Origin of the sequence: Cupriavidus sp. KB_39 (assembly GCF_052114485.1) — a bacterium.
In the GTDB taxonomy this organism is placed as follows: domain Bacteria; phylum Pseudomonadota; class Gammaproteobacteria; order Burkholderiales; family Burkholderiaceae; genus Cupriavidus.
In genome coordinates, this window is record NZ_JBFREV010000020.1 from 65,989 (window position 1) to 85,225 (window position 19,237).

The window sequence follows — 19,237 nt, forward strand, 5'->3', positions numbered from 1 at the left end:
CGCGCACCGCTCCAAATTTTTTCGAAGTGGATTGCCCGCTTATGGCCGGTTGTCCACAATGGCTCCATCAGTTTCCACTTACAGCGCCCATTGCGCCAGAAAGGACTCAGAGCCATGATCCAGCGACCCATCCCGACCCTTGCCTTGCTTGCCAGCCTGCTCCTGGCCGCTGGCGCCGTGCATGCGCAGAAGACGCCTGCGCCGGTCGGCATCGCCGAGGAAGCCGTTATCAGCGGCAAGGTCGTCGATGTCGATGTCAACTCGAAGGCCGTGCTCGTGCAGGGGCCGAAGGGCAATATCGTCGAGATCGTGGGCGGSGACGAGGCCAAGAATATCGGCAACGTGCGCAAGGGTGACATCGTCACGCTGACGCGCGCGGCGGCCGTGGTGGCGGCGCTGGAGCCGCTCGACAGCAAGGACACCCCGCTGGTGGAGCAGGTGGAGCGCACCTCGCGCGCGGCCGAGGGCGGCAAGCCCGGCGTGATGCGCGAGATCACCACCACCATCACGGCGCAGATCACCAAGATCGATACCGCCAATCGCACCGTGACCTTCCGTGGCCCGCGCGAGACGCTGCGCACGGTCAAGGTCCGTGACCCGAACATCGACCTCACCAAGATCAAGCAGGGCCAGATGGCGAAGATCGTCGTGCGTGAGGTGGTCGCCATCACCGTGAAGTCGCCTAACGCCGGCTGAAGTCCGGTCCGAACCACCGGAAAGAGTCGAATGCAGTACTTTTCCCCATCAGGAGGTTGCATATGAATCGACGCCATTTCGTGACGCGGGTGACCGGATCGGGCCTGCTCGTGGCCACGGCCTTTGCCGCGGGCTGCACCACCACGGGTCCCAAGACGCCCGAGGACGCCGCCGCCAAGAAACAGGAAATCGACGCCGGCGTGGACGGCGCGCTGAACCGGCTCTACGCCTCGGTGGACGGCTCGCGCGAGCTGGCTAACCGTTCCCAGGGCATTCTGGTGTTCCCGCGCGTGATCGGCGGCGGGCTGGTCGTGGCCGGCGAGTACGGCGACGGCGCGCTGCGCTCGAAGGGCGCCACGGTGGGCTACTACCGCACGATCTCGGCCTCGTTCGGCTTCACCGCCGGCGGCCAGTCGAAAGCGGTGATCTTGATGTTCATGACGCCCGAGGCCTACAACAAGTTCGTGCAGTCCAGCGGCTGGACGGCCGGCGTGGACGGCAGCGTGGCGCTGGCCAAGATCGGCGCGAACGGCAAGCTGGATACCGTCACGGGCCAGCAGCCGGTGATCGGCTTCGTGCAGACCAACGCGGGGCTGATGTTCGATGCCTCGATCGACGGCTCCAAGATCAGCAAGCTGTCGCTCTGATCGACCTGGTTTTCCCATCCTCCAGGGTGTGTTGGCTCCCGGCTCCGGCCGGGAGTTTTCTTTTGCGGGCCCGGCGGGCCCGGCTTGCCGACACGTGTGGCGCCGCGCTGGCATAATCGCGCGAACCCCCGCACCGGAAGCGCTCCCGCCCATGCCCCCGCCCCTGTCCTCGCCCGAGTCTCACGCCACGCCCCTCCCTGCCGTCGATGCCGCGCACACTGGTCGCGTCTACCGCTACTACGACTTGGTCATGGTGGCCTTCGTCACGGTACTGCTCTGCTCCAACCTGATCGGCGCGGCCAAGGCGGCGCAGGTCACGCTACCCGTGATCGGCCCGGTCACCTTCGGCGCCGGCGTGCTGTTCTTCCCGATTTCGTACATTTTTGGCGACGTGCTGACCGAGGTCTACGGCTATGGCCGCGACCGCCGCGTGGTCTGGGCCGGCTTCACCGCGCTGGCCTTCGCCACGTTCATGAGCCTGGTGGTGCTGAAGATGCCGGTGGCGCCGTTCATGGCGGACTACCAGAAGAGCCTGGAGGATGTGTTCGGCAACACGTGGCGGATCGCGCTGGGGTCGCTGATCGCGTTCTGCTGCGGCAGCTTCACCAACAGCTACGTGCTGGCGAAGATGAAGCTGTGGAGCGGCGGGCGCTGGCTGTGGACGCGCACCATCGGCTCCACGCTGGCCGGGGAACTGGTCGATTCCTCGCTGTTCTACGTGATTGCCTTCTATGGCATCTGGCCGCTGGAGAAGGTCATCCAGGTGGCCGTGGCCCAGTACGTGTTGAAGACGGCCTGGGAAGTGGTCATGACGCCGGTCACCTACAAGGTGGTGGGCTTCCTGAAGCGGGCCGAGAACGAGGACTGGTTCGACCGGCACACCAACTTCACGCCGTTCCGGCTCAAGGTCTGAGCCTTCCGGGGTGGGCCCCCGGACGCGCGGCTAGGGCACGCGCTTGTCGACTTCGTCGAGCGCCAGCGCCTCCAGGTGGCTCACATCGCCCCATTGCAGCAGGGTCAGGTGCGCGCTGTCGCTGCGCAGGCGGTTGACGCTGGCGTTCAGCAGTTCGTGCTGGCGCGGCGCCTCGAGCGTCATGCCGGTGGCCTCGCGATACAGGCAGTCGAGCACRCCGCCGTGCGCCACCAGCGCGATGCGCTCGCCCGGATGCCGGCGCGACAGCGCCAGCGCGGCCTCGACCGCGCGCTCGTGGAACTCCAGCAGCGACTCGCCCTCGGGCGGCGCGTAGTCCGGCACGCGGGCCTGCCAGCGCGCGAAGTCCTCGGGGCGCTGCTCGGCCACTTCGGCATAGGTCATGCCTTCCAGGTCGCCGTAGCAGCGCTCGCGCAGGCGGGCGTCGGGCCGCACTTGCAGACCCAGCGTCTCGGCCAGCGGCATGGCGGTTTCCATGGCGCGGCCCAGGTCGCTCGAATAGATGGCGTCGATCGGCTCGCCGGCCAGCGCCTCGGCCAGCGCGGCCGCCTGGGCGCGGCCCACCTCGTTCAGCGGGATATCGAGCTGGCCCTGCAGGCGCCGCGCGCGGTTCCAGGCCGTCTCGCCATGACGGATCACGATCAGGTGGGTGTAGGCCAGCGACTGCGGCCCGGAGCTTTGCGACATGCCGGTTCCTTGGGGGCGACGGTTGCGCGCCGGGTCTGCGCCCGGCGTGCGGATGATTACCGGATCAGTTTCGGATTGAGCGTGTAGGTGCCGGTGAGCGAGGCTTCGGCCAGCACGTGGCCCTGGATGGCCTGGCGCACATCGGCGCCAGTGAAATGGCCTTCCACGGGCAGGCGTTCGATATCGAGCGCGTAGACCGTGAACACGTAGCGGTGCACCAGCGCGTCGTTCCAGGGCGGGCAGGGACCGTCGTAGCCGAAGTAGTGGCCCTTCATGTCCTCGTCTCCGGAAAACCACGCCGTGTAGTCGTTGGTGCCGTGGCGCAGGCCGCCGGCCACGGCCGTGCCGACCAGCGTGTCCGGGCCCGGCTTGCCGCGCGCGATCACGCCGTCGCTGTGCGTGCCGGCCGAGATCGTGTTCAGGCCCGGCGGTATGTCCACCAGCACCCAGTGGAAGAAGTCCGCGCGCGGCAGCGTGGCCGGCACTTCGCGGTCGGCCTGGTTCACGTCGTCRCCCACGCTCGGCACATCGGGATCATGGGCGACCAGCACGAACGAACGCGTCTCGGCGGGGAAACCGTCCCAATGCAGGTCCGGATTGCGATTGCTCGACAGCGCCACATGATTGGCGGCATCGGGCACGCAGAACGCAAACTCGCCCGGAATGGGCGCGTTGTCGGCAAATGCCTTGCTCCAGAGTTTCATGAGGATCTCCTTGGATGTGTCACGCCGTGCCGGCCGGCGGCACGCGCAGCCAGAACGTCACGGGGCCGTCATTGACGAGGCTGACCTGCATCATCGCGCCAAACTCGCCGGTTTCCACCGACGAATGCGCGGCGCGCGCGCGGGCCACGAAATGTTCATACAATCGCCKACCATCCTCGGGCGACGCCGCCGGCGTRAAGCTCGGCCGCGTGCCGCTGTTGGTATCGGCGGCAAGCGTGAACTGCGACACCACCAGCAGCCCGCCCGCCTTGCCCTGCCCGTCCATGTTCTGCACCGGCAGGTTCATCTTCCCCTCGGCGTCTGAAAACACGCGGTAGGCGAGCAGCTTGGCCAGCAGGCGCTCGGCCTGGGCCTCGGTGTCGCCGCGCTCGGCGCAGACCAGCGCCAGCAGCCCGGCGCCGATCTCGCCGGTGGTGCGGCCCGCCACGGTCACGCGGGCCTGCGCCACGCGCTGGATCAGGGCGATCATCGCGCCTTACACCAGGGTCACGCGCGCGAAGCGGCGCTTGCCCACCTGGACCACATAGGTGCCGGCGGCCACCTTTGTGGACTTGTCGCCGACCACGGAGCCGTCGATCTTGACGCCGCCCTGCTCGATATTGCGGTTGGCTTCCGAGGTGGACGGCACCAGGTTGGCCTGCTTCAGCAGTTGGGCGATGCCCAGCGGCGCGCCTTCCAGCGTCACCGCCGGGATGTCGTCCGGCACGCCGCCGCGCGCGCGGTGGTTGAAGTCCTCGAGCGCCTTCTCGGCATCGGCCGCGCTGTGGAAGCGCGTGACGATCTCCTGCGCCAGCGCCACCTTGCATTCGCGCGGGTTGCGGCCCAGCGCGATCTCYTGCTTCATCAGGTCGATCTCGCTCATCGGCCGGAACGACAGCAGCGTGAAGTACTGCCACATCAGGTCGTCCGAGATGCTCATCAGCTTGCCGAACATGTCGTTCGGGGCCTCGGCCACGCCGATGTAGTTGTTTTTCGACTTCGACATCTTCTCGACGCCGTCCAGCCCCACCAGCAGCGGCATGGTCAGGATGCACTGCGGCTCCTGGCCGTATTCCTTCTGCAGCTCACGGCCCACCAGCAGGTTGAACTTCTGGTCGGTGCCGCCCAGCTCGATATCGGCCTTGAGCGCCACGGAATCGTAGCCCTGCATGAGCGGATAAAGGAACTCATGGACCGAAATYGGAATCCCAGACCGGAACCGTTTGGTGAAGTCGTCGCGCTCCATCATCCGGGCGACGGTGTACTTGGCTGCCAGCTGGATCATGCCGCGCGCGCCGAGCGGGTCGCTCCACTCGCTGTTGTAGCGGATTTCGGTCCGGGCGGGGTCGAGCACCAGGCTGGCCTGGCGGTAGTAGGTCTGGGCGTTGGCCTCGATCTGCTCCCGGGTAAGCGGCGGCCGGGTGGCATTGCGGCCGGACGGATCGCCGATCGTGGAGGTGAAATCGCCGATCAGGAAGATCACCTGGTGGCCAAGGTCCTGGAGCTGGCGCAGCTTGTTCAGCACCACGGTGTGACCCAGGTGGATGTCCGGCGCGGTGGGGTCCAGGCCCAGCTTGATGCGGAGTGGCACCCCGGTGGCCTCGCTGCGGGCGAGCTTCTGGAGCCACTCGGCTTCGATCAACAGCTCGTCGCAGCCACGCTTGGTGATCTCCAGGGCCTGCATCACCGACGGCGTAAGTGGATATTTGGCCGCGGCGGCCGGGGTCACTTCAGACATGAGATAAGTCGTTGAAATAATTAAGGAATCGCCGACGGACAGCCGGTGTCGTTCTGGTATAATTCGCGCTTTGCGTCTGCCGGGGCAGCCCGGCGGCAACCGCCATTGTAGGCGGCTGACAAACATTGGCCCGCGCCGCAACCTCGGGGGAGGAAGGCAGACGAAGACACATCGTCGCGGCAGCGGAGCCCGGAATCAAGGTTGAATTTTACGTGATGTGGTCCAGTCTCCGCGAAGTTTTCGCGCGCGAGCTGGTGGTGCTTGTCGACCCGACCAACCCCCAGCATGCCCGGCGCCGGAAGCAACTCACCGTTGCTGTCGGCACCGTTTTCACGCTCGGCATGGCTGCCGCGATGGGCGTCGCCCCGCGCAATGCCTATGACGACCCCCAGGCGCCGAAGGTGCAGGAGGCCATTCGCCTGCCCGACCTGCGCACCCAGCTCGAACAGCTCACCGAGAGCGATCCCGAAAGCCGCTATGTGCGCGAGGACCGCATGCAGCGCAGCGACACCCTGGCCACGCTGCTGCGCCGGCTGGGCGTGGAGGATCCCGACGCCCAGGCGTTCATCCTCAAGAACGCCACCGCGCGTGGGCTGCTCAACCTCGACGCCGGCCAGGCCGTGCAGGCCGAGATCGACGACCACAACCTGCTGGTGTCGCTCCAGGCCAACCTGGGCGGCGACGCCGCCGCCTCGCGCGAACTCGTGATCGAGCGCGTGGCGCCGAAGGCCGAGGGCGGCGACTACACCTACAAGGCGCGCGTCCAGTCCGTGGACAACGACGTGCACTACGAGATGGCTTCCGGCGGGATCGAGGCCGGCGGCTTCTTCAAGTCGATGGACAGCGCCAACGTGCCGGACGACATCGTCCAGAAGATGATCTCGATCTTCTCGGGCGTGATCGACTTCCACCACGACATCGCCAAGGGCGACCGCTTCCGCATCGTCTACGAGGCCGGTTTCCGCGACGGCGCCTTCGTGCGCAACGGCCGCGTGGTGGCCGTGGAGCTGATCAATCGCAACACATTGCATCAGGCGCTCTGGTACGCCCCGGAAGAAGGTGAAGCCGGCGCCTACTACACGTTCGACGGTCGCACCATGAAGCGGCCGTTCCTGCGTTCGCCGGTGGAGTTCTCGCGCGTATCGTCGGGCTTCGGCGGGCGTGACCATCCGCTCCACCACCAGTGGGCGCAGCACAAGGGTGTGGACTTCGCCGCGCCGCAGGGCACCAAGGTCATCGCCACCGGCGATGCCACGGTGGACTTCGTCGGCCAGCAGAACGGCTACGGCAACATCGTGGTGCTCCAGCACGCGGGCGGGTACTCGACGTACTACGCCCACCTGTCCGGCTTTGCCGGGCTGCGCCAGGGCCAGCACGTGAGCCAGGGCCAGGTGATCGGCTATGTCGGCGCCACCGGCTGGGCCACCGGGCCGCACCTGCACTACGAATTCCGCTTCAACGACGTGCCGCAGAACCCGCTCACCATCACCCTGATGGAAGCGCCGGCGCTGACCGGCAAGTCGCGCACGCAGTTCCTGACCTATACCAGCGCGATGTTGAGCCGCATCAACATGCTGCGCACCTACAACGTCCTGACCGCCAGCAACTGACCATGTCCGTGCCCCCGGCAAGCAGCGAGCGATTTATCGGCCTGATGTCGGGCACCAGCATGGATGGCGCGGATGGCGTGCTCGTCGATTTTTCCGGCGCGCACCCCGTCGTGCTGGCGGCGGCGCACACCCCCTTTCCCCAGCCGTTGCGCGAGGCGTTCGGCGCCTTGCAGCAGCCGGGCGACGATGAGATCCATCGCGAGGCGCTGGCCGCCAACGCGCTCGCCAGCGTCTATGCCGAGTGCGTGGCGACGCTGCTGCGGCTCGCCGATGCCCGCCCGGCATCGGTCGCGGCCATCGGCGCGCACGGCCAGACCATCCGCCATCGCCCCGGTCTTTATGACGGCACCGGCTACACGCGGCAGAGTCAGCATCCGGCGCTGCTGGCCGAGTTGACCGGCATCGACGTGATCGCCGACTTCCGCAGCCGCGACGTGGCGGCCGGCGGCCAGGGCGCGCCCCTCGTGCCCGCTGTGCACGCGGCGCTGTTCGGCGCGCCGGACGAGACCCGCGTGGTCTGCAACATCGGCGGCATCTCCAATATCAGCATCCTGCCGGAAACGGCCAGCGGTCGCCCGGTCACCGGGTTCGACTGCGGCCCCGGCAACGCGCTGCTCGACGACTGGATYCACCGCCATCGCGGCCTGCCCTACGACGACAATGGCGCCTGGGCCGCGAGCGGCACGGTGGATGCGGCGCTGCTGGCGCAGTGCCTGACCGAGCCCTATTTCAGCGCGCCGCCGCCCAAGAGCACCGGGCGCGATCTGTTCCACCCGGGCTGGCTGCAGGCGCTGCTGGCCACGCGCGGCGACCGGCAGCCGCCCGCCGCCGACGTGCAGGCCACGCTGGCGACGCTGACGGCCACCGCCATCGCGCGCGACGTGCAGACGCATGCCGCCGATGCGCGCCGGCTCATCGTCTGCGGCGGCGGCGCCCGCAATGGCTATGTGATGGCTGAACTCGCGCGGCTGCTTCCGGGCGTGGCCGTGCAGACGACCGATGATTTCGGCGTACCGGTCCTGGAGGTGGAGGCACTCGCCTTCGCCTGGCTGGCGCGGCAATGCGTGCGGCGCGCGCCCGGCAACGTGCCCACGGTTACCGGCGCGGCCGGCCCGCGCGTGCTTGGGGCGATCTATCCGCGTTGAGGTCGCGCGTTGATTGCCAGGAATCGACAGGCAACAAAAAAGCGCACCGAAGTGCGCTTTTTTATCGACCGAAACCGGGATCAGGCCGAGAACGACGAGCCGCAACCGCAAGTGGTCGAGGCATTCGGGTTCTTGATCACGAACTGCGCGCCGTTGATGTCTTCCTTGTAGTCGATCTCGGCGCCCACCAGGTACTGGTAGCTCATCGAGTCGATCAGCAGCATCACGCCGTTCTTGACCATCGTGGTGTCGTCTTCGTTGACGTCTTCGTCAAACGTGAAGCCGTACTGGAAGCCAGAGCAGCCGCCGCCCTGCACGAATACGCGCAGCTTCAGCTCGGCATTGCCCTCTTCCTCGATCAACTGCTTGACCTTGTCGGCGGCGCTGTCGGTAAAGACGAACGGTGCCGGCACGTCCTCGGTTACGGGTGCCTCAGCGACTGCGTTCATGGGGATTCTCCTATTTAGATACGCCGTATTCTAAGCGCTACTTCGAAATCGTGCCGAACCCATTAAATTTCAAGGGCTTCTAGGCGTTCACGTCACATCCATCGACAAACAATCAGGCCGCGGCGCCTGCGTTCTCGGGTGTGGCCTTGGCCGACACCTCTTCGGCCTCGGTTTCGGACGTATTCGATTCCACTGGCGTCTCTTGATTGACCTCGGCGGCCGGTACATGGTTCGGCAAGGCGCGCACCTCACCCTGCCCGATTGGCACGAGACGGCCTTCGACGATGGCGCCCTGGTGCATTTCCAGCGCYGCATAGTGCACTTCRCCGTAGACGCGCGCATGGGGCTGCAGTTCGAGCAGTTCGCTGGCGCTCACCGGGCCGGTCACAGTGCCGTTGAGGATCAGGTGCCCGACGCGCACTTCGCCCTCGACTGCGCCCTTCTCGCTGATGACGAGCATGCTGCGCTGCGCGTCCGATGCCAGCACGTTGCCGCGCACGCGGCCATCCAGGCGCAGGCCGCCCGCGAACGTGACATCGCCCTCGATGGTGGCGTCCTGGCCGATCAGGGTGTCGATCGACAGGCCTTTCTTCTTCGAAAACAACATGATCCCTCTCCTTGTTCGGGTCCTACGGCGTTGCCGACTGCGCCGCGCGGACCTGTCCGTTCTGCACGATACGGACCGATACGGCACGTACCTCGGCGCCCTTGGGAATCGCCAGGTCGCCCTCGATACGCTGGTAATGCGTGAGGCGCACCGCCGGTAACGGCGCCTCTTTCGGATTCGGCAGTGTCATGGTTAACGGCTGCCCAGCCCGGACTGCTGAAATTGTGAATTGTAGATCACCTTTGAATTCGGGCTGCTCGACAAATGCCTTCGAACCGCCCTGCATCACGAGCAGGCGATAGTGCACGGCCTGGGGCTGTGCTTCGTCGATGACCACGCGGAAACTGCGCACGTGGATGCCAGACGTATCGCCGGTGGCCGGCAGCAGCGCCTCGAAGAACCCAAGGTCTTCCTTGAGCTGGCTTACCTCGGCCTCTGCCGACTTCAGTTGCTGCACCAGACGCTCGCGCTCGGCGCGGGCCATCTCGAGACGGGCCTCCGGGGTGTTCGCGCTGGTAAGCAGTTGGTCGCGCTCGGCGGTCACCTCGGCCAGTTGCACACGCAACGCGGCATTGGCCGCCACGAGTGCCGTATCCGTTGGCGCGGCAGGTTGACGCATGGCATGGCCGGCATCGATGGCCCAGACCACGGCGAGTCCAAGCCCGATYGCCAGCACCAGCGCCCAGATCCACACACGCCACGGCCGATGCACACGAATCACGGCCCGCGAAGCGCGCAATCCCCGGCGCGGTCGCAGTGGCCGGTACTTCAGGCCCATGACACCATCGTTCGTCCTCTCATTCGCAGGCCCGTGATTGTATCTCCGAGCCGCCATTGTGCCGATCAATGTATGACATCTGAGACACCTTCGCCAGAAAAGTGGTGATTTCTGCACCACGCAGACGAAAAAAAACCGCACGACAGAGCGTGCGGTTTTTCCGGATTCGACAGATCCGCCAGAGCGGACCTGCGAAAGCGCATCAGCGCTTCGAGAACTGCTTCCGGCGACGTGCCTTGTGCAGACCGACCTTCTTACGTTCCACTTCACGTGCATCGCGCGTGACGAAACCAGCCTTCGACAGCGTCGGCTTCAGCGTGGCGTCGTAGTCGATCAGGGCGCGGGTGATGCCGTGGCGCACTGCGCCAGCCTGGCCCGTTTCGCCACCGCCGGTCACGTTGACCTTGATGTCGAACGTTTCGGCGTGGGTGGTCAGTTCCAGCGGCTGACGCACGATCATCAGCGAGGTTTCGCGAGCGAAGTACTCGTTGATGGGCTTGCCGTTGACGACGATTTCACCCTTGCCCGACTTGATGAAGACACGAGCCACAGCGCTCTTGCGGCGGCCAGTACCGTAATTCCAGTTACCGATCATGGATTGGCCTCCTTAGATGTCGAGCGTCTTGGGTTGCTGTGCCTCATGCGGATGATCGGCTTCGGCGTAAACCTTCAGCTTCTTGATCATTGCATAGCCCAGCGGACCCTTCGGCAGCATGCCCTTGACAGCTTTTTCCAGGGCGCGGCCCGGGAAACGCTGCTGCATCTTGCCGAACGTCGTTTCGTAGATACCGCCCGGGTAACCCGAATGGCGATAGTACTTCTTGTCCGTTTCCTTGGTACCCGTGACACGCAGCTTGGCTGCGTTGACGATGACGATGTAATCGCCCGTGTCGACGTGCGGAGTGAATTCCGGCTTGTGCTTGCCGCGCAGTCGGCGTGCCACTTCGCTGGCAACACGGCCGAGGACCTTGTCCGTCGCGTCAATCACGTACCAGTCGCGCTTTACCTCATGAGGCTTGGCGGAAAAGGTCTTCATGATTTTTCCTGACTATTGAATACTGCCCGATGTGACGGTCGCCGTTTTAGCGTCCTGTCGTTCGGCCGGCCCTTGGGACCTGACCTTCCTGCTTGTGTTTGCAGGCTCTCCCTGATTCCTTTTCCGGGGGCAATGACCGGAAAAGCCTGCGATTATACTCGGGGAATGCGATGGCGCACAAGCAAAGTCGTGGCTTTTCGTCAAGCCCCCTGCATCACATGGAAGCCGGGGGCGAAATGTGGACGAAAGTGGACGAAAAAAAACCCAAGTCGGTTTGGACTTGGGTTTGAATCCACCAAAGGAGGAGGGTGGAGGAGACACTGGTAGATCGACGGGGCGGCGGGCGGTGCGGAGGGCTTTCGCTTTCGCACTCTGGCGCGCCAGATGCGCCGTCGTTCAATGAACTGAATTATACATAGCGGCCGTCGCAACGCAAGAAAATTTGCAGTGCGAAATCGCATTGCACATTGYGCAATGCTTTARTAGCCTCTTGCAAATGTTTGTCTTTCTTARAAATCAAAGACTTATCCTCGATGTGATGCTGAGTCATCGGCGCCACAATAGAGGATTCCCTCAGAATCCCAAGGGAAATCCCTCGCCTCGGGCACGATCCGCCGATGCCATATACTGACGAAATGCAAGATTCGTGATTGCGCGGACGTGAGCGCGAAAACACATTCGTAAACCCAGGAACGAACAAAATGGAATGCAAAGTGACATGGATGGGCCCGGAAGGCATGAGCTTCGTGGCCCAGACCGGCAGCGGCCATATCGTGGCGATGGACGGCGCGCCCGATGGCGGTGGCAACAACCTGGCGCCGCGTCCCATGGAGATGGTGCTGCTCGGCACCGGCGGCTGCACGGCCTATGACGTGGTGCTGATCCTCAAGCGTGGCCGCCAGGACGTGCGCGGCTGCACGGTAAAGCTCGAAGCCGAGCGCGCCAACGAGGACCCGAAGGTCTTCACGCGCATCAACTTCCACTTCACSGTGACGGGCCGCAACCTGAACCCGACCACGGTGGAGCGCGCGATCACGCTGTCGCACGACAAGTACTGCTCGGCCTCGATCATGCTGGCCAAGACCGCCGAGATCACGCACACGATGGAAATCGTCGAGGGCTGAACGCCCTGACGTCAGGAAGAGAGAGCAAAGCAGGCCGATAAGCCGGATTCTGTGCGCGCGGCCCGCCTTGCGGCGCGCTGCGCGTGACAACCATTCCTCTAGGCCGACCGTTACCGGCCGGCTCCAGCTCCCTACCCGCAGACTCAGCGGGCCGCCTCATCGTCTGCCTATTTGGGATTGCTCCGGGTGGAGGTTACCGCGTTTCACCCTTCCCGCCAGGCGAACCCGGCGGCAAGACTCGTCTCTGTGGCCCTATTCCGCACGTTACCGTGGATGGCTGTTAGCCAACACCCTGCCCTGTGGAGTCCGGACTTTCCTCCCCTTGCCCCTTGCGAGACAAGCAGCGATTGTCTGGCCTGCTTTGCGGCCCGCAGTCTACCACCGAACTCAGCGGATCTGGCGCCCGGGGCGGAACACGGCCGTATCGTCGTAGAACGACGGCGCATCGTTCTCATCGCACCAGCCTGGAATGCCCAGCACCGGCAGCGGCGCGAAGCAGCGGCCGCCGCGCAGCGTGCCCTGCCCGGCTGCCTCGGCCAGCGATTCGGCCAGCTTCCGGTCGATGACCGCGCGCGGCGTGCCGGGCGGCATCGGCAGCCACCATGCGTGGGCCGTGATCGACTTGTAGGGCTGCACCAGCTTCTCCAGCAAGGCGTGGCCGAACGGGATGACCKTGCAGGCGCTGCCCCATGCGGCGCGCGCCGCCACGAACAGCGTGTGCCACGCAAACCCTTGCAGCGCCTGGGCCAGCCGGGTGTCCTCGGTCAGGAAGATCACCGCGTTTTCGTCGAATAGCGTCGCGGCATCGCGCAGGCCGCCGCGCACGGGCAGCACGCCATCACGGGCGATGGCCTCGGCCTGGAGCCGGTTCAGCACGGCCTTGGTCGCGGGGAAATGGAGCCAGATCAGCGCGTTGAACGCGTCGTGGAGGTTGTCGCGCGTGGGAACGTGGCCGGTGGCGTGGATATGCGCCTCATAGGCCACCCCATCGGGGAGGTCAGACTGGGGGACGAAGCRCAGTGGCTGGTCGTTGGCGTTCGCCAGCCCGGCGGCKRCRGCTTGTTCGTYGAGCGCCGCGCGCAGATCGGCGGCGGAAAGCGCGGCGGCGGAGAGCGCGACCCCGGACGCGGCGAATGGCCGGAACCACGGCCGCGTCCAGTCGATGCCAGGCAAGTCGCTTATTGCGCCTTCCAGCGCAGGGTCTCGCCGGCGCGCAGCGGCACCAGCGTGGTGTCGCCATACGGCAGTTCAGCCGGCAACTCCCAGTCTTCGCGCGACAGCGTGAGCGTGCCGGTGTTACGCGGCAGGCCGTAGAACGCCGGGCCGTGGAAGCTGGCGAAGCCTTCCAGCTTGTCGAGCGCCCCGGCAGTATCGAACGCTTCGGCGTACAGCTCCATCGCATGCAGTGCCGTGTAGCAGCCCGCGCAGCCGCAGGCGTGTTCCTTCAGGCCGCGTGCATGCGGCGCGCTGTCCGTGCCGAGGAAGAACCGCGCGCTGCCGGACGTGGCCGCCTTGACCAGCGCCTCGCGATGGGTCTCGCGCTTGAGTACCGGCAGGCAGTAGTAATGCGGGCGGATGCCGCCGGTGAAGATCGCATTGCGGTTGTACAGCAGGTGGTGCGCGGTGATCGTCGCCCCGACCGGGCCTTCGGCCTCGGCCACGTACTGGGCCGCGTCCTTGGTGGTGATGTGCTCGAAGACCACCTTCAGCTCCGGGAAATCCTTGCGCAGCGGCCGCATCACGCGGTCGATGAACACGGCTTCGCGGTCGAAGATGTCGATGTCGCCATCGGTCACTTCGCCGTGCACCAGCAGCGGCAGGCCGGCGCGCTGCATGGCTTCCAGCGTGGCGGCGCAGCGGCGGATATCAGTCACGCCGGCGTCGCTGTTGGTGGTGGCGCCGGCCGGGTACAGCTTCACCGCGTGGATGAAGCCGCTCGCCTTGGCGGCGACGATTTCCTCGGCGGGCAAGTTGTCGGTCAGGTACAGCGTCATCAGCGGCTCGAACGCCATGCCGGACGGCAGCGCGGCCAGGATGCGCGCGCGGTAGGCGGCAGCCTGCTCCACCGTGGTCACGGGCGGCTTCAGGTTCGGCATGATGATCGCGCGGCCGAACTGGCGCGCGGTGTCCGGCAGCACGGCAGCCAGCGCCGCGCCGTCGCGCAGGTGCAGGTGCCAGTCGTCCGGGCGGGTGATGGTGAGCGTCTGGGTCATAGCTGGAAATTCAAAGAATCAGGATGGCGCGGTAATCGTTCACGTTGGTGCGCGTGGGGCCGGTCTGGACCAGGTCGCCGATGGCATCGAAGAAACCCCAGGCATCGTGCGCATCGAGTTGCTGGCGGGCGGAGACGCCGGCGGCCTCGGCGCGCTTGAGCGAATCGGGGCAGCACACGGCGCCGGCGTTGTCCTCGGAGCCGTCGATGCCGTCCGTATCGGCGGCGATCGCATGGATATTGTCCGCCCCGCCCAGCTCGATCACCAGCGACAGCAGGAACTCCGAGCAACGGCCGCCCCGGGCCCGCTCGGCACCGCTCGCGGGCAGCGTCACCGTGCATTCGCCACCGGAAATCAGCGCCACCGGCGCGGCGAACGGCGCATTGTACGCGCGAATCTCGCGCACCAGCGCGGCATAGACCCGCGCGACTTCCTGGGCTTCGCCGGTCACGGTGTCACCCAGCACCACGGGCTGGATGCCCTGTTTGCGGAACAGCGCGGCGGCGGCTTCCAGGCTGCCGTGCGCGGTGGCGATCATGTGATTCTCGACCCGGGTGAACAACGGATCACCCGGCTTGGGCGTCTCGTCGATCTCGCCCCGCGCGCCGCGTTCCAGGTGGGATTGCACCGGGGCCGGCACCTTCGCGCCGTAGCGTTGCAGGATGGCCAGCGCATCGGCATACGTACTCGGATCGGCCACGGTGGGGCCGGATGCAATCGCGCTGGGATCATCGCCGGCCACATCCGAGACGATCAGCGTGGTCACGGGCGCCTTGCTCGCCTGCGCCAGCCGGCCGCCCTGGATGCGCGACAGGTGCTTGCGCACGATATTCATTTCTGTGATCGGTGCGCCACATCGGAGCAGTTCGCGCGTGGTGGCCTTGAGGTCTGCCATGGCGATGCCTTCGGCCGGCAGCGACAGCAGGCTCGACCCGCCGCCAGACACCAGGACGATCAGCCGGTCTTCCGGCCCGAGCGCCTGCACGCGGGCGAGGATGTCCGCCGCGGCCTGTTCGCCGGCCTCGTCGGGCACGGGATGGCCGGCCTCGATCACGCGGATATGGTCGGTCGGCAGGCCGTGCGCGTAGCGGGTGACAACGATGCCGTCGAGCGTGGCGCGGCCCGCGTAGGCGCGCTCCACGGCCAGCGCCATCGATGCGGCGGCCTTCCCCGCCCCGACCACGAGCGTGCGGCCGCCGGCATGGGGCGGCGGCAGGTGGGCGGCGACGATCTCGAGCGGGTCAGCTGCGGCCACGGCGGCCCGGAAGCTCTCCAGCAGCAGCGTGCGGGGGTCGATATGGGAGGTCACGGTGTTGGTGGTGTTAGCGGTATTCACAGCGCCTCCGCAATCGCACGACCCAGGTCGGYCGTTCCGGCGGTGCCGCCAATATCCCGCGTCAGSGGCGCGTGGCCCGGCCCGGCGGCCAGCACCTTCTCGATGGCGGCCAGCACGGCGGCGCCCGCATCGGCATGGCCGAGGTGCTCCAGCATCATCGCGCCGCACCAGATCTGGCCGATCGGGTTGGCCACGCCGCGCCCGGCGATGTCCGGCGCCGAGCCGTGCACGGGCTCGAACAGGCTCGGATAGGTCTTGTCCGGGTTGATATTGCCCGACGGSGCCACGCCGATCGTGCCSGTGCAGGCCGGGCCGAGGTCGGACAGGATATCGCCGAACAGGTTGCTGGCCACGACCACGTCGAACCAGTCCGGATGCTGCACGAAGTGCGCAGTCAGGATGTCGATGTGGTACTTGTCCACCTTCAGGCCCGGGTAATTGGCCGCCATGGCCTCCACGCGCTCGTCCCAGTACGGCATGGTGATGGAGATGCCGTTCGACTTGGTGGCCGAGGTCAGGTGCTGCTTGGGCCTTTTCTGGGCCAGCTCGAACGCGAATTTCAGGATGCGGTCCACGCCGACGCGGCTCATCACGGTCTCCTGGACCACGATTTCGCGCTCGGTGCCCGGGAACATGCGCCCGCCGATGCTCGAATACTCGCCCTCGGTGTTCTCGCGCACCACGTAGAAGTCGATATCGCCAGGCTGGCGGCCGGCCAGCGGGCTCTTGATGCCGGGCATCAGGCGCACCGGGCGCAGGTTCACGTACTGGTCGAACGAGCGGCGGAACTGGAGCAGCGAGCCCCACAGGGACACGTGGTCCGGGATTTTCTCGGGCCAGCCCACGGCGCCGAAGTAGATGGCGTCGTACTTGACCAGCGTGTCGAACCAGTCGTCCGGCAGCATCTTGCCGTGGCGGGCGTAGTAGTCGTAGCTGGAGAAGTCGAAGTGGTCCCACTGGAAGTCGATGCCGAAGCGGCGCGCGGCGGCGTCCATGGCACGGATGCCTTCGGGCATCACTTCCGTTCCGATTCCGTCTCCGGGAATGACAGCGATCTTGTATTGACTCATGGCTGGGAAGGGGCTGGGGCTGAACAGCAGGGGGGGCGCCCGGGCGCCGCGCTTGGCAGCGTCCCGCACGCGCGGGATAATGTCTGCATTCTATTGCAAAGCGGCAGCCCCTTGCCGCACCGGTGCCCCCATGTGCCAGCTGCTAGGCATGAACTGCGCCACGCCAACCGACGTGACGTTCTCCTTCACGGGCTTTGCCGCCCGTGGCGGCGTAACCGACCACCATGCCGATGGTTTCGGCGTGGCATTCTTCGAGGACAAGGCCTGCCGGCTGTTCATCGACAACCAGTCCGCCGGCACCTCGCCGGTGGCGGAGCTGATCAAGCGTTATCCGATCAAGTCGAAAAACGTCATTTCCCATATCCGCAAGGCGACGCAGGGCACGGTGCTGCTCGAGAACTGCCATCCGTTCATGCGCGAACTCTGGGGCCGGCACTGGATCTTCGCCCATAACGGCGACCTGAAGGGCTTCTCGCCGTTCCTGTCCGGCGTGTACCAGCCGGTGGGCGATACCGACAGCGAACTCGCGTTCTGCACGCTGATGCAGGGGCTGCGCAAGCGGTTCCCGGGCTCCCAGCCGCCGCTGAACGAGCTGGGCCACGCGCTGGCGGACATCACGCGCGACATCACGCTGCATGGCGTTTTCAACTTTCTACTATGCAATGGCCAGGCGCTGTTCGCGCACTGCTCGACGCATCTGTACTACATCGTGCGGCAGTGGCCGTTCTCGAAGGCGCATCTGATCGATGCCGACCTGTCGATCGATTTCGCCCAGGTGACCACACCCGACGACCGCGTGGCCGTGATCGCCACCGCGCCGCTGACCGACAACGAGACGTGGACGCGCTTCATGCCGGGCGAGCTGATCATGTTCGAACATGGCCTGCCGACGATGACGCTGACCGTGCCGATCCCGCCCGAGGTGCAGGCGAAGAACGCGGCCAATACGGCGTGTACTTGAGGCTTTAGGCTTTGGGGAGGGTAAAGCGGGAGGGATGCTGCGCCCCTCTCCCGACGGGAGAGGGGGTCCGACGACCTGCTACACCAATTAGTGCTGCAGGATCTTCGACAGGAACTGGCGGGCGCGCTCCGAGCGGGCAGCGATGTCGCCGAAGAACTCTTCCTTCGGGCAKTCCTCGACGATCTTGCCGGCGTCCATGAAGATCACGCGGTTGGCCACCTTGCGTGCGAAGCCCATTTCGTGGGTCACGCACATCATGGTCATGCCTTCCTGAGCCAGCTGCACCATCACGTCCAGCACCTCGTTGACCATTTCCGGGTCAAGCGCCGAGGTCGGCTCGTCGAACAGCATGCAGATCGGGTCCATCGACAGTGCGCGGGCAATCGCCACGCGCTGCTGCTGGCCGCCAGACAGCTGACCGGGGAACTTGGCCGCCTGGTTCTTCAGGCCCACGCGCTCCAGGTACTTCAGGCCCTTGGCCATCGCCTCGTCCTTCGAGCGGCCGAGCACCTTCATCTGGGCGATGGTCAGGTTCTCGGTGATCGACAGGTGCGGGAACAGTTCGAAGTTCTGGAACACCATGCCCACGCGCGAGCGCAGCTTCGGCAGGTTGGTCTTGGCGTTACCCACCGAAGTACCGTCGACCAGGATGTCGCCCTTCTGGAACGGCTCCAGCGCGTTCACGGTCTTGATCAGCGTGGACTTGCCCGAACCGGACGGGCCGCACACYACCACCACTTCGCCCTTGGCAACCTTGGTGGTGCAGTCCGTCAGCACCTGGAACGTGCCGTACCACTTGGAAACGTTATTAATTTCGATCATACAGCCACCTTTTTCTGATAACGCTTGACCAGCAGCGAAGCGGAGAAGCAGATAACGAAGTACACGAAGCCCGCGAACAGCAGCATTTCGACGATGCGCCCGTCGCGCTCGCCAATGCCGTAGGCCTGGCCGAAGAAGTCAGCCAGCGCGCTCACGTAGACCAGCGACGTATCCTGGAACAGGATGATGCCCTGCGTCAGCAGCAGCGGCACCATGTTGCGGAACGCCTGCGGCAGGATCACCAGCCGCATGGTCTGGCCGTAGGTCATGCCCAGCGCCTGCGCGGCGAACATCTGTCCGCGCGACACGCTCTGGATACCGGCCCGGATGATTTCGGAGTAGTACGCGGCCTCGAACAGCGCGAACGCGATGAGCGCCGAGGTCATCCGCAAATCGGCCGCGGGCGACAGGTTGAACACCTTCTGCAGCAGCTGCGGGATGATCAGGAAGAACCACAACAGCACCATCACCAGCGGGATGGAGCGGAAGATGGTCACGTACCCCTGCGCAAACCAGTTCAGCGCCTTGAAGGAAGACAGGCGCATCATCGCAAGGATGGTGCCCCAGACAATGCCCACCACCACCGCGGTCACGGTGATCTTGAGCGACACCGTCATGCCTTCCCACAGCACGTCCAGCGTTTCGTGGTTGATGGAACTAAAGTCGAATTCGTATGCCATGTG

The 19,237-nt window shown here is 65.7% G+C and carries 22 protein-coding genes and 1 other RNA gene; 7 read left to right on the top strand and 16 right to left on the bottom strand.

The genetic code is table 11. The annotated features are described in order from the left end of the window. Positions 1-114 precede the first annotated feature (114 nt). The 3 genes from AB4Z27_RS16295 to AB4Z27_RS16305 all read left to right on the top strand — a co-directional run bounded on the left by AB4Z27_RS16295 (position 115) and on the right by AB4Z27_RS16305 (position 2,256). Positions 115-696 (top strand): hypothetical protein, encoded by a 582-nt coding sequence (locus AB4Z27_RS16295; protein ID WP_092291907.1) that lies wholly within the window; start codon positions 115-117, stop codon positions 694-696. Between the two features lie 62 nt (positions 697-758). Beyond that, positions 759-1,343 carry a BPSL1445 family SYLF domain-containing lipoprotein gene (locus tag AB4Z27_RS16300; RefSeq protein ID WP_092291905.1) on the top strand — a complete coding sequence of 195 codons (585 nt, stop codon included), beginning with the start codon at positions 759-761 and terminating at the stop codon, positions 1,341-1,343. A 250-nt stretch (positions 1,344-1,593) separates the two neighbouring features. Continuing rightward, positions 1,594-2,256 (top strand): queuosine precursor transporter, encoded by a 663-nt coding sequence (locus tag AB4Z27_RS16305; RefSeq protein ID WP_255370731.1) that lies wholly within the window; start codon positions 1,594-1,596, stop codon positions 2,254-2,256. Between the two features lie 30 nt (positions 2,257-2,286). On the opposite strand, the gene AB4Z27_RS16310 is transcribed toward AB4Z27_RS16305, so the two are convergent. The 4 genes from AB4Z27_RS16310 to tyrS are packed head-to-tail and all read right to left on the bottom strand — an operon-like array spanning position 2,287 to position 5,403. Further along, a complete protein-coding gene (locus AB4Z27_RS16310) occupies positions 2,287-2,961 on the bottom strand; it encodes a histidine phosphatase family protein (protein ID WP_092291903.1) in 675 nt (224 codons plus the stop codon). A 56-nt stretch (positions 2,962-3,017) separates the two neighbouring features. Beyond that, positions 3,018-3,665 (bottom strand): YbhB/YbcL family Raf kinase inhibitor-like protein, encoded by a 648-nt coding sequence (locus AB4Z27_RS16315; protein WP_092291901.1) that lies wholly within the window; start codon positions 3,663-3,665, stop codon positions 3,018-3,020. Between the two features lie 19 nt (positions 3,666-3,684). Further along, positions 3,685-4,155 carry a D-aminoacyl-tRNA deacylase gene (gene dtd, locus AB4Z27_RS16320; RefSeq protein ID WP_092291899.1) on the bottom strand — a complete coding sequence of 157 codons (471 nt, stop codon included), beginning with the start codon at positions 4,153-4,155 and terminating at the stop codon, positions 3,685-3,687. Between the two features lie 6 nt (positions 4,156-4,161). Next, positions 4,162-5,403: a tyrosine--tRNA ligase gene (gene tyrS / locus AB4Z27_RS16325; protein WP_092291897.1), complete on the bottom strand. Its 1,242-nt coding sequence runs from the start codon at positions 5,401-5,403 to the stop codon at positions 4,162-4,164. A 215-nt stretch (positions 5,404-5,618) separates the two neighbouring features. On the opposite strand from tyrS, the gene AB4Z27_RS16330 reads away from it, so the two are divergent. Continuing rightward, positions 5,619-7,013 carry a M23 family metallopeptidase gene (locus AB4Z27_RS16330; protein WP_092291895.1) on the top strand — a complete coding sequence of 465 codons (1,395 nt, stop codon included), beginning with the start codon at positions 5,619-5,621 and terminating at the stop codon, positions 7,011-7,013. A gap of 2 nt (positions 7,014-7,015) precedes the next feature. Continuing rightward, positions 7,016-8,158: an anhydro-N-acetylmuramic acid kinase gene (locus AB4Z27_RS16335; RefSeq protein ID WP_441644831.1), complete on the top strand. Its 1,143-nt coding sequence runs from the start codon at positions 7,016-7,018 to the stop codon at positions 8,156-8,158. An 80-nt stretch (positions 8,159-8,238) separates the two neighbouring features. Here AB4Z27_RS16335 and erpA read toward each other — a convergent pair whose 3' ends face one another. The 5 genes from erpA to rplM all read right to left on the bottom strand — a co-directional run bounded on the left by erpA (position 8,239) and on the right by rplM (position 11,028). Further along, positions 8,239-8,607, bottom strand: coding sequence for an iron-sulfur cluster insertion protein ErpA (erpA, locus tag AB4Z27_RS16340; protein WP_092291891.1), 369 nt, complete (start codon positions 8,605-8,607; stop codon positions 8,239-8,241). A 112-nt stretch (positions 8,608-8,719) separates the two neighbouring features. Then, complete coding sequence (locus AB4Z27_RS16345; RefSeq protein ID WP_092291889.1) at positions 8,720-9,214, bottom strand: bactofilin family protein; 495 nt, start codon at positions 9,212-9,214, stop codon at positions 8,720-8,722. A 22-nt stretch (positions 9,215-9,236) separates the two neighbouring features. Continuing rightward, on the bottom strand, positions 9,237-9,992 hold the full coding sequence (locus tag AB4Z27_RS16350; RefSeq protein WP_092291887.1) for a DUF6776 family protein: 756 nt from the start codon (positions 9,990-9,992) through the stop codon (positions 9,237-9,239). Positions 9,993-10,194: 202 nt separating this feature from the next. Next, entirely contained in the window at positions 10,195-10,587 is a 393-nt protein-coding gene (gene rpsI / locus AB4Z27_RS16355; protein ID WP_092291885.1) for a 30S ribosomal protein S9, read from the bottom strand. Positions 10,588-10,599: 12 nt separating this feature from the next. Further along, a complete protein-coding gene (gene rplM, locus AB4Z27_RS16360; protein ID WP_092291883.1) occupies positions 10,600-11,028 on the bottom strand; it encodes a 50S ribosomal protein L13 in 429 nt (142 codons plus the stop codon). Positions 11,029-11,729: 701 nt separating this feature from the next. On the opposite strand from rplM, the gene AB4Z27_RS16365 reads away from it, so the two are divergent. Beyond that, the gene (locus AB4Z27_RS16365) at positions 11,730-12,152 is read left to right on the top strand and encodes an OsmC family protein (RefSeq protein WP_092291881.1); all 423 of its coding nucleotides are present in this window, start codon (positions 11,730-11,732) and stop codon (positions 12,150-12,152) included. Between the two features lie 22 nt (positions 12,153-12,174). Here AB4Z27_RS16365 and rnpB read toward each other — a convergent pair. From rnpB to AB4Z27_RS16390, 5 genes are all read right to left on the bottom strand, one after another. After that, positions 12,175-12,515: RNase P RNA component class A (gene rnpB / locus AB4Z27_RS16370), an RNA gene on the bottom strand. 24 nt (positions 12,516-12,539) lie between these two features. Further along, positions 12,540-13,325 (bottom strand): DUF3025 domain-containing protein, encoded by a 786-nt coding sequence (locus AB4Z27_RS16375; protein WP_441644832.1) that lies wholly within the window; start codon positions 13,323-13,325, stop codon positions 12,540-12,542. Between the two features lie 5 nt (positions 13,326-13,330). Beyond that, positions 13,331-14,365, bottom strand: a complete 1,035-nt coding sequence (gene pyrC, locus AB4Z27_RS16380; RefSeq protein ID WP_092291877.1) for a dihydroorotase — start codon at positions 14,363-14,365, stop codon at positions 13,331-13,333. 10 nt (positions 14,366-14,375) lie between these two features. Further along, positions 14,376-15,674 carry a glycerate kinase type-2 family protein gene (locus AB4Z27_RS16385; RefSeq protein WP_441644854.1) on the bottom strand — a complete coding sequence of 433 codons (1,299 nt, stop codon included), beginning with the start codon at positions 15,672-15,674 and terminating at the stop codon, positions 14,376-14,378. Positions 15,675-15,697: 23 nt separating this feature from the next. Further along, a complete protein-coding gene (locus AB4Z27_RS16390) occupies positions 15,698-16,771 on the bottom strand; it encodes a tartrate dehydrogenase (protein WP_441644833.1) in 1,074 nt (357 codons plus the stop codon). A gap of 130 nt (positions 16,772-16,901) precedes the next feature. Here AB4Z27_RS16390 and AB4Z27_RS16395 point away from each other — a divergent pair, with 130 nt between their 5' ends. Continuing rightward, positions 16,902-17,732: a class II glutamine amidotransferase gene (locus AB4Z27_RS16395; RefSeq protein WP_092291871.1), complete on the top strand. Its 831-nt coding sequence runs from the start codon at positions 16,902-16,904 to the stop codon at positions 17,730-17,732. An 87-nt stretch (positions 17,733-17,819) separates the two neighbouring features. Here AB4Z27_RS16395 and AB4Z27_RS16400 read toward each other — a convergent pair whose 3' ends face one another. Both AB4Z27_RS16400 and gltK read right to left on the bottom strand, forming a co-directional pair. Then, the gene (locus tag AB4Z27_RS16400) at positions 17,820-18,554 is read right to left on the bottom strand and encodes an amino acid ABC transporter ATP-binding protein (RefSeq protein ID WP_441644834.1); all 735 of its coding nucleotides are present in this window, start codon (positions 18,552-18,554) and stop codon (positions 17,820-17,822) included. Continuing rightward, a complete protein-coding gene (gltK, locus tag AB4Z27_RS16405; protein ID WP_092291867.1) occupies positions 18,551-19,234 on the bottom strand; it encodes a glutamate/aspartate ABC transporter permease GltK in 684 nt (227 codons plus the stop codon). The genes AB4Z27_RS16400 and gltK overlap by 4 nt, the downstream gene beginning before the upstream one ends. Positions 19,235-19,237 lie beyond the last annotated feature (3 nt).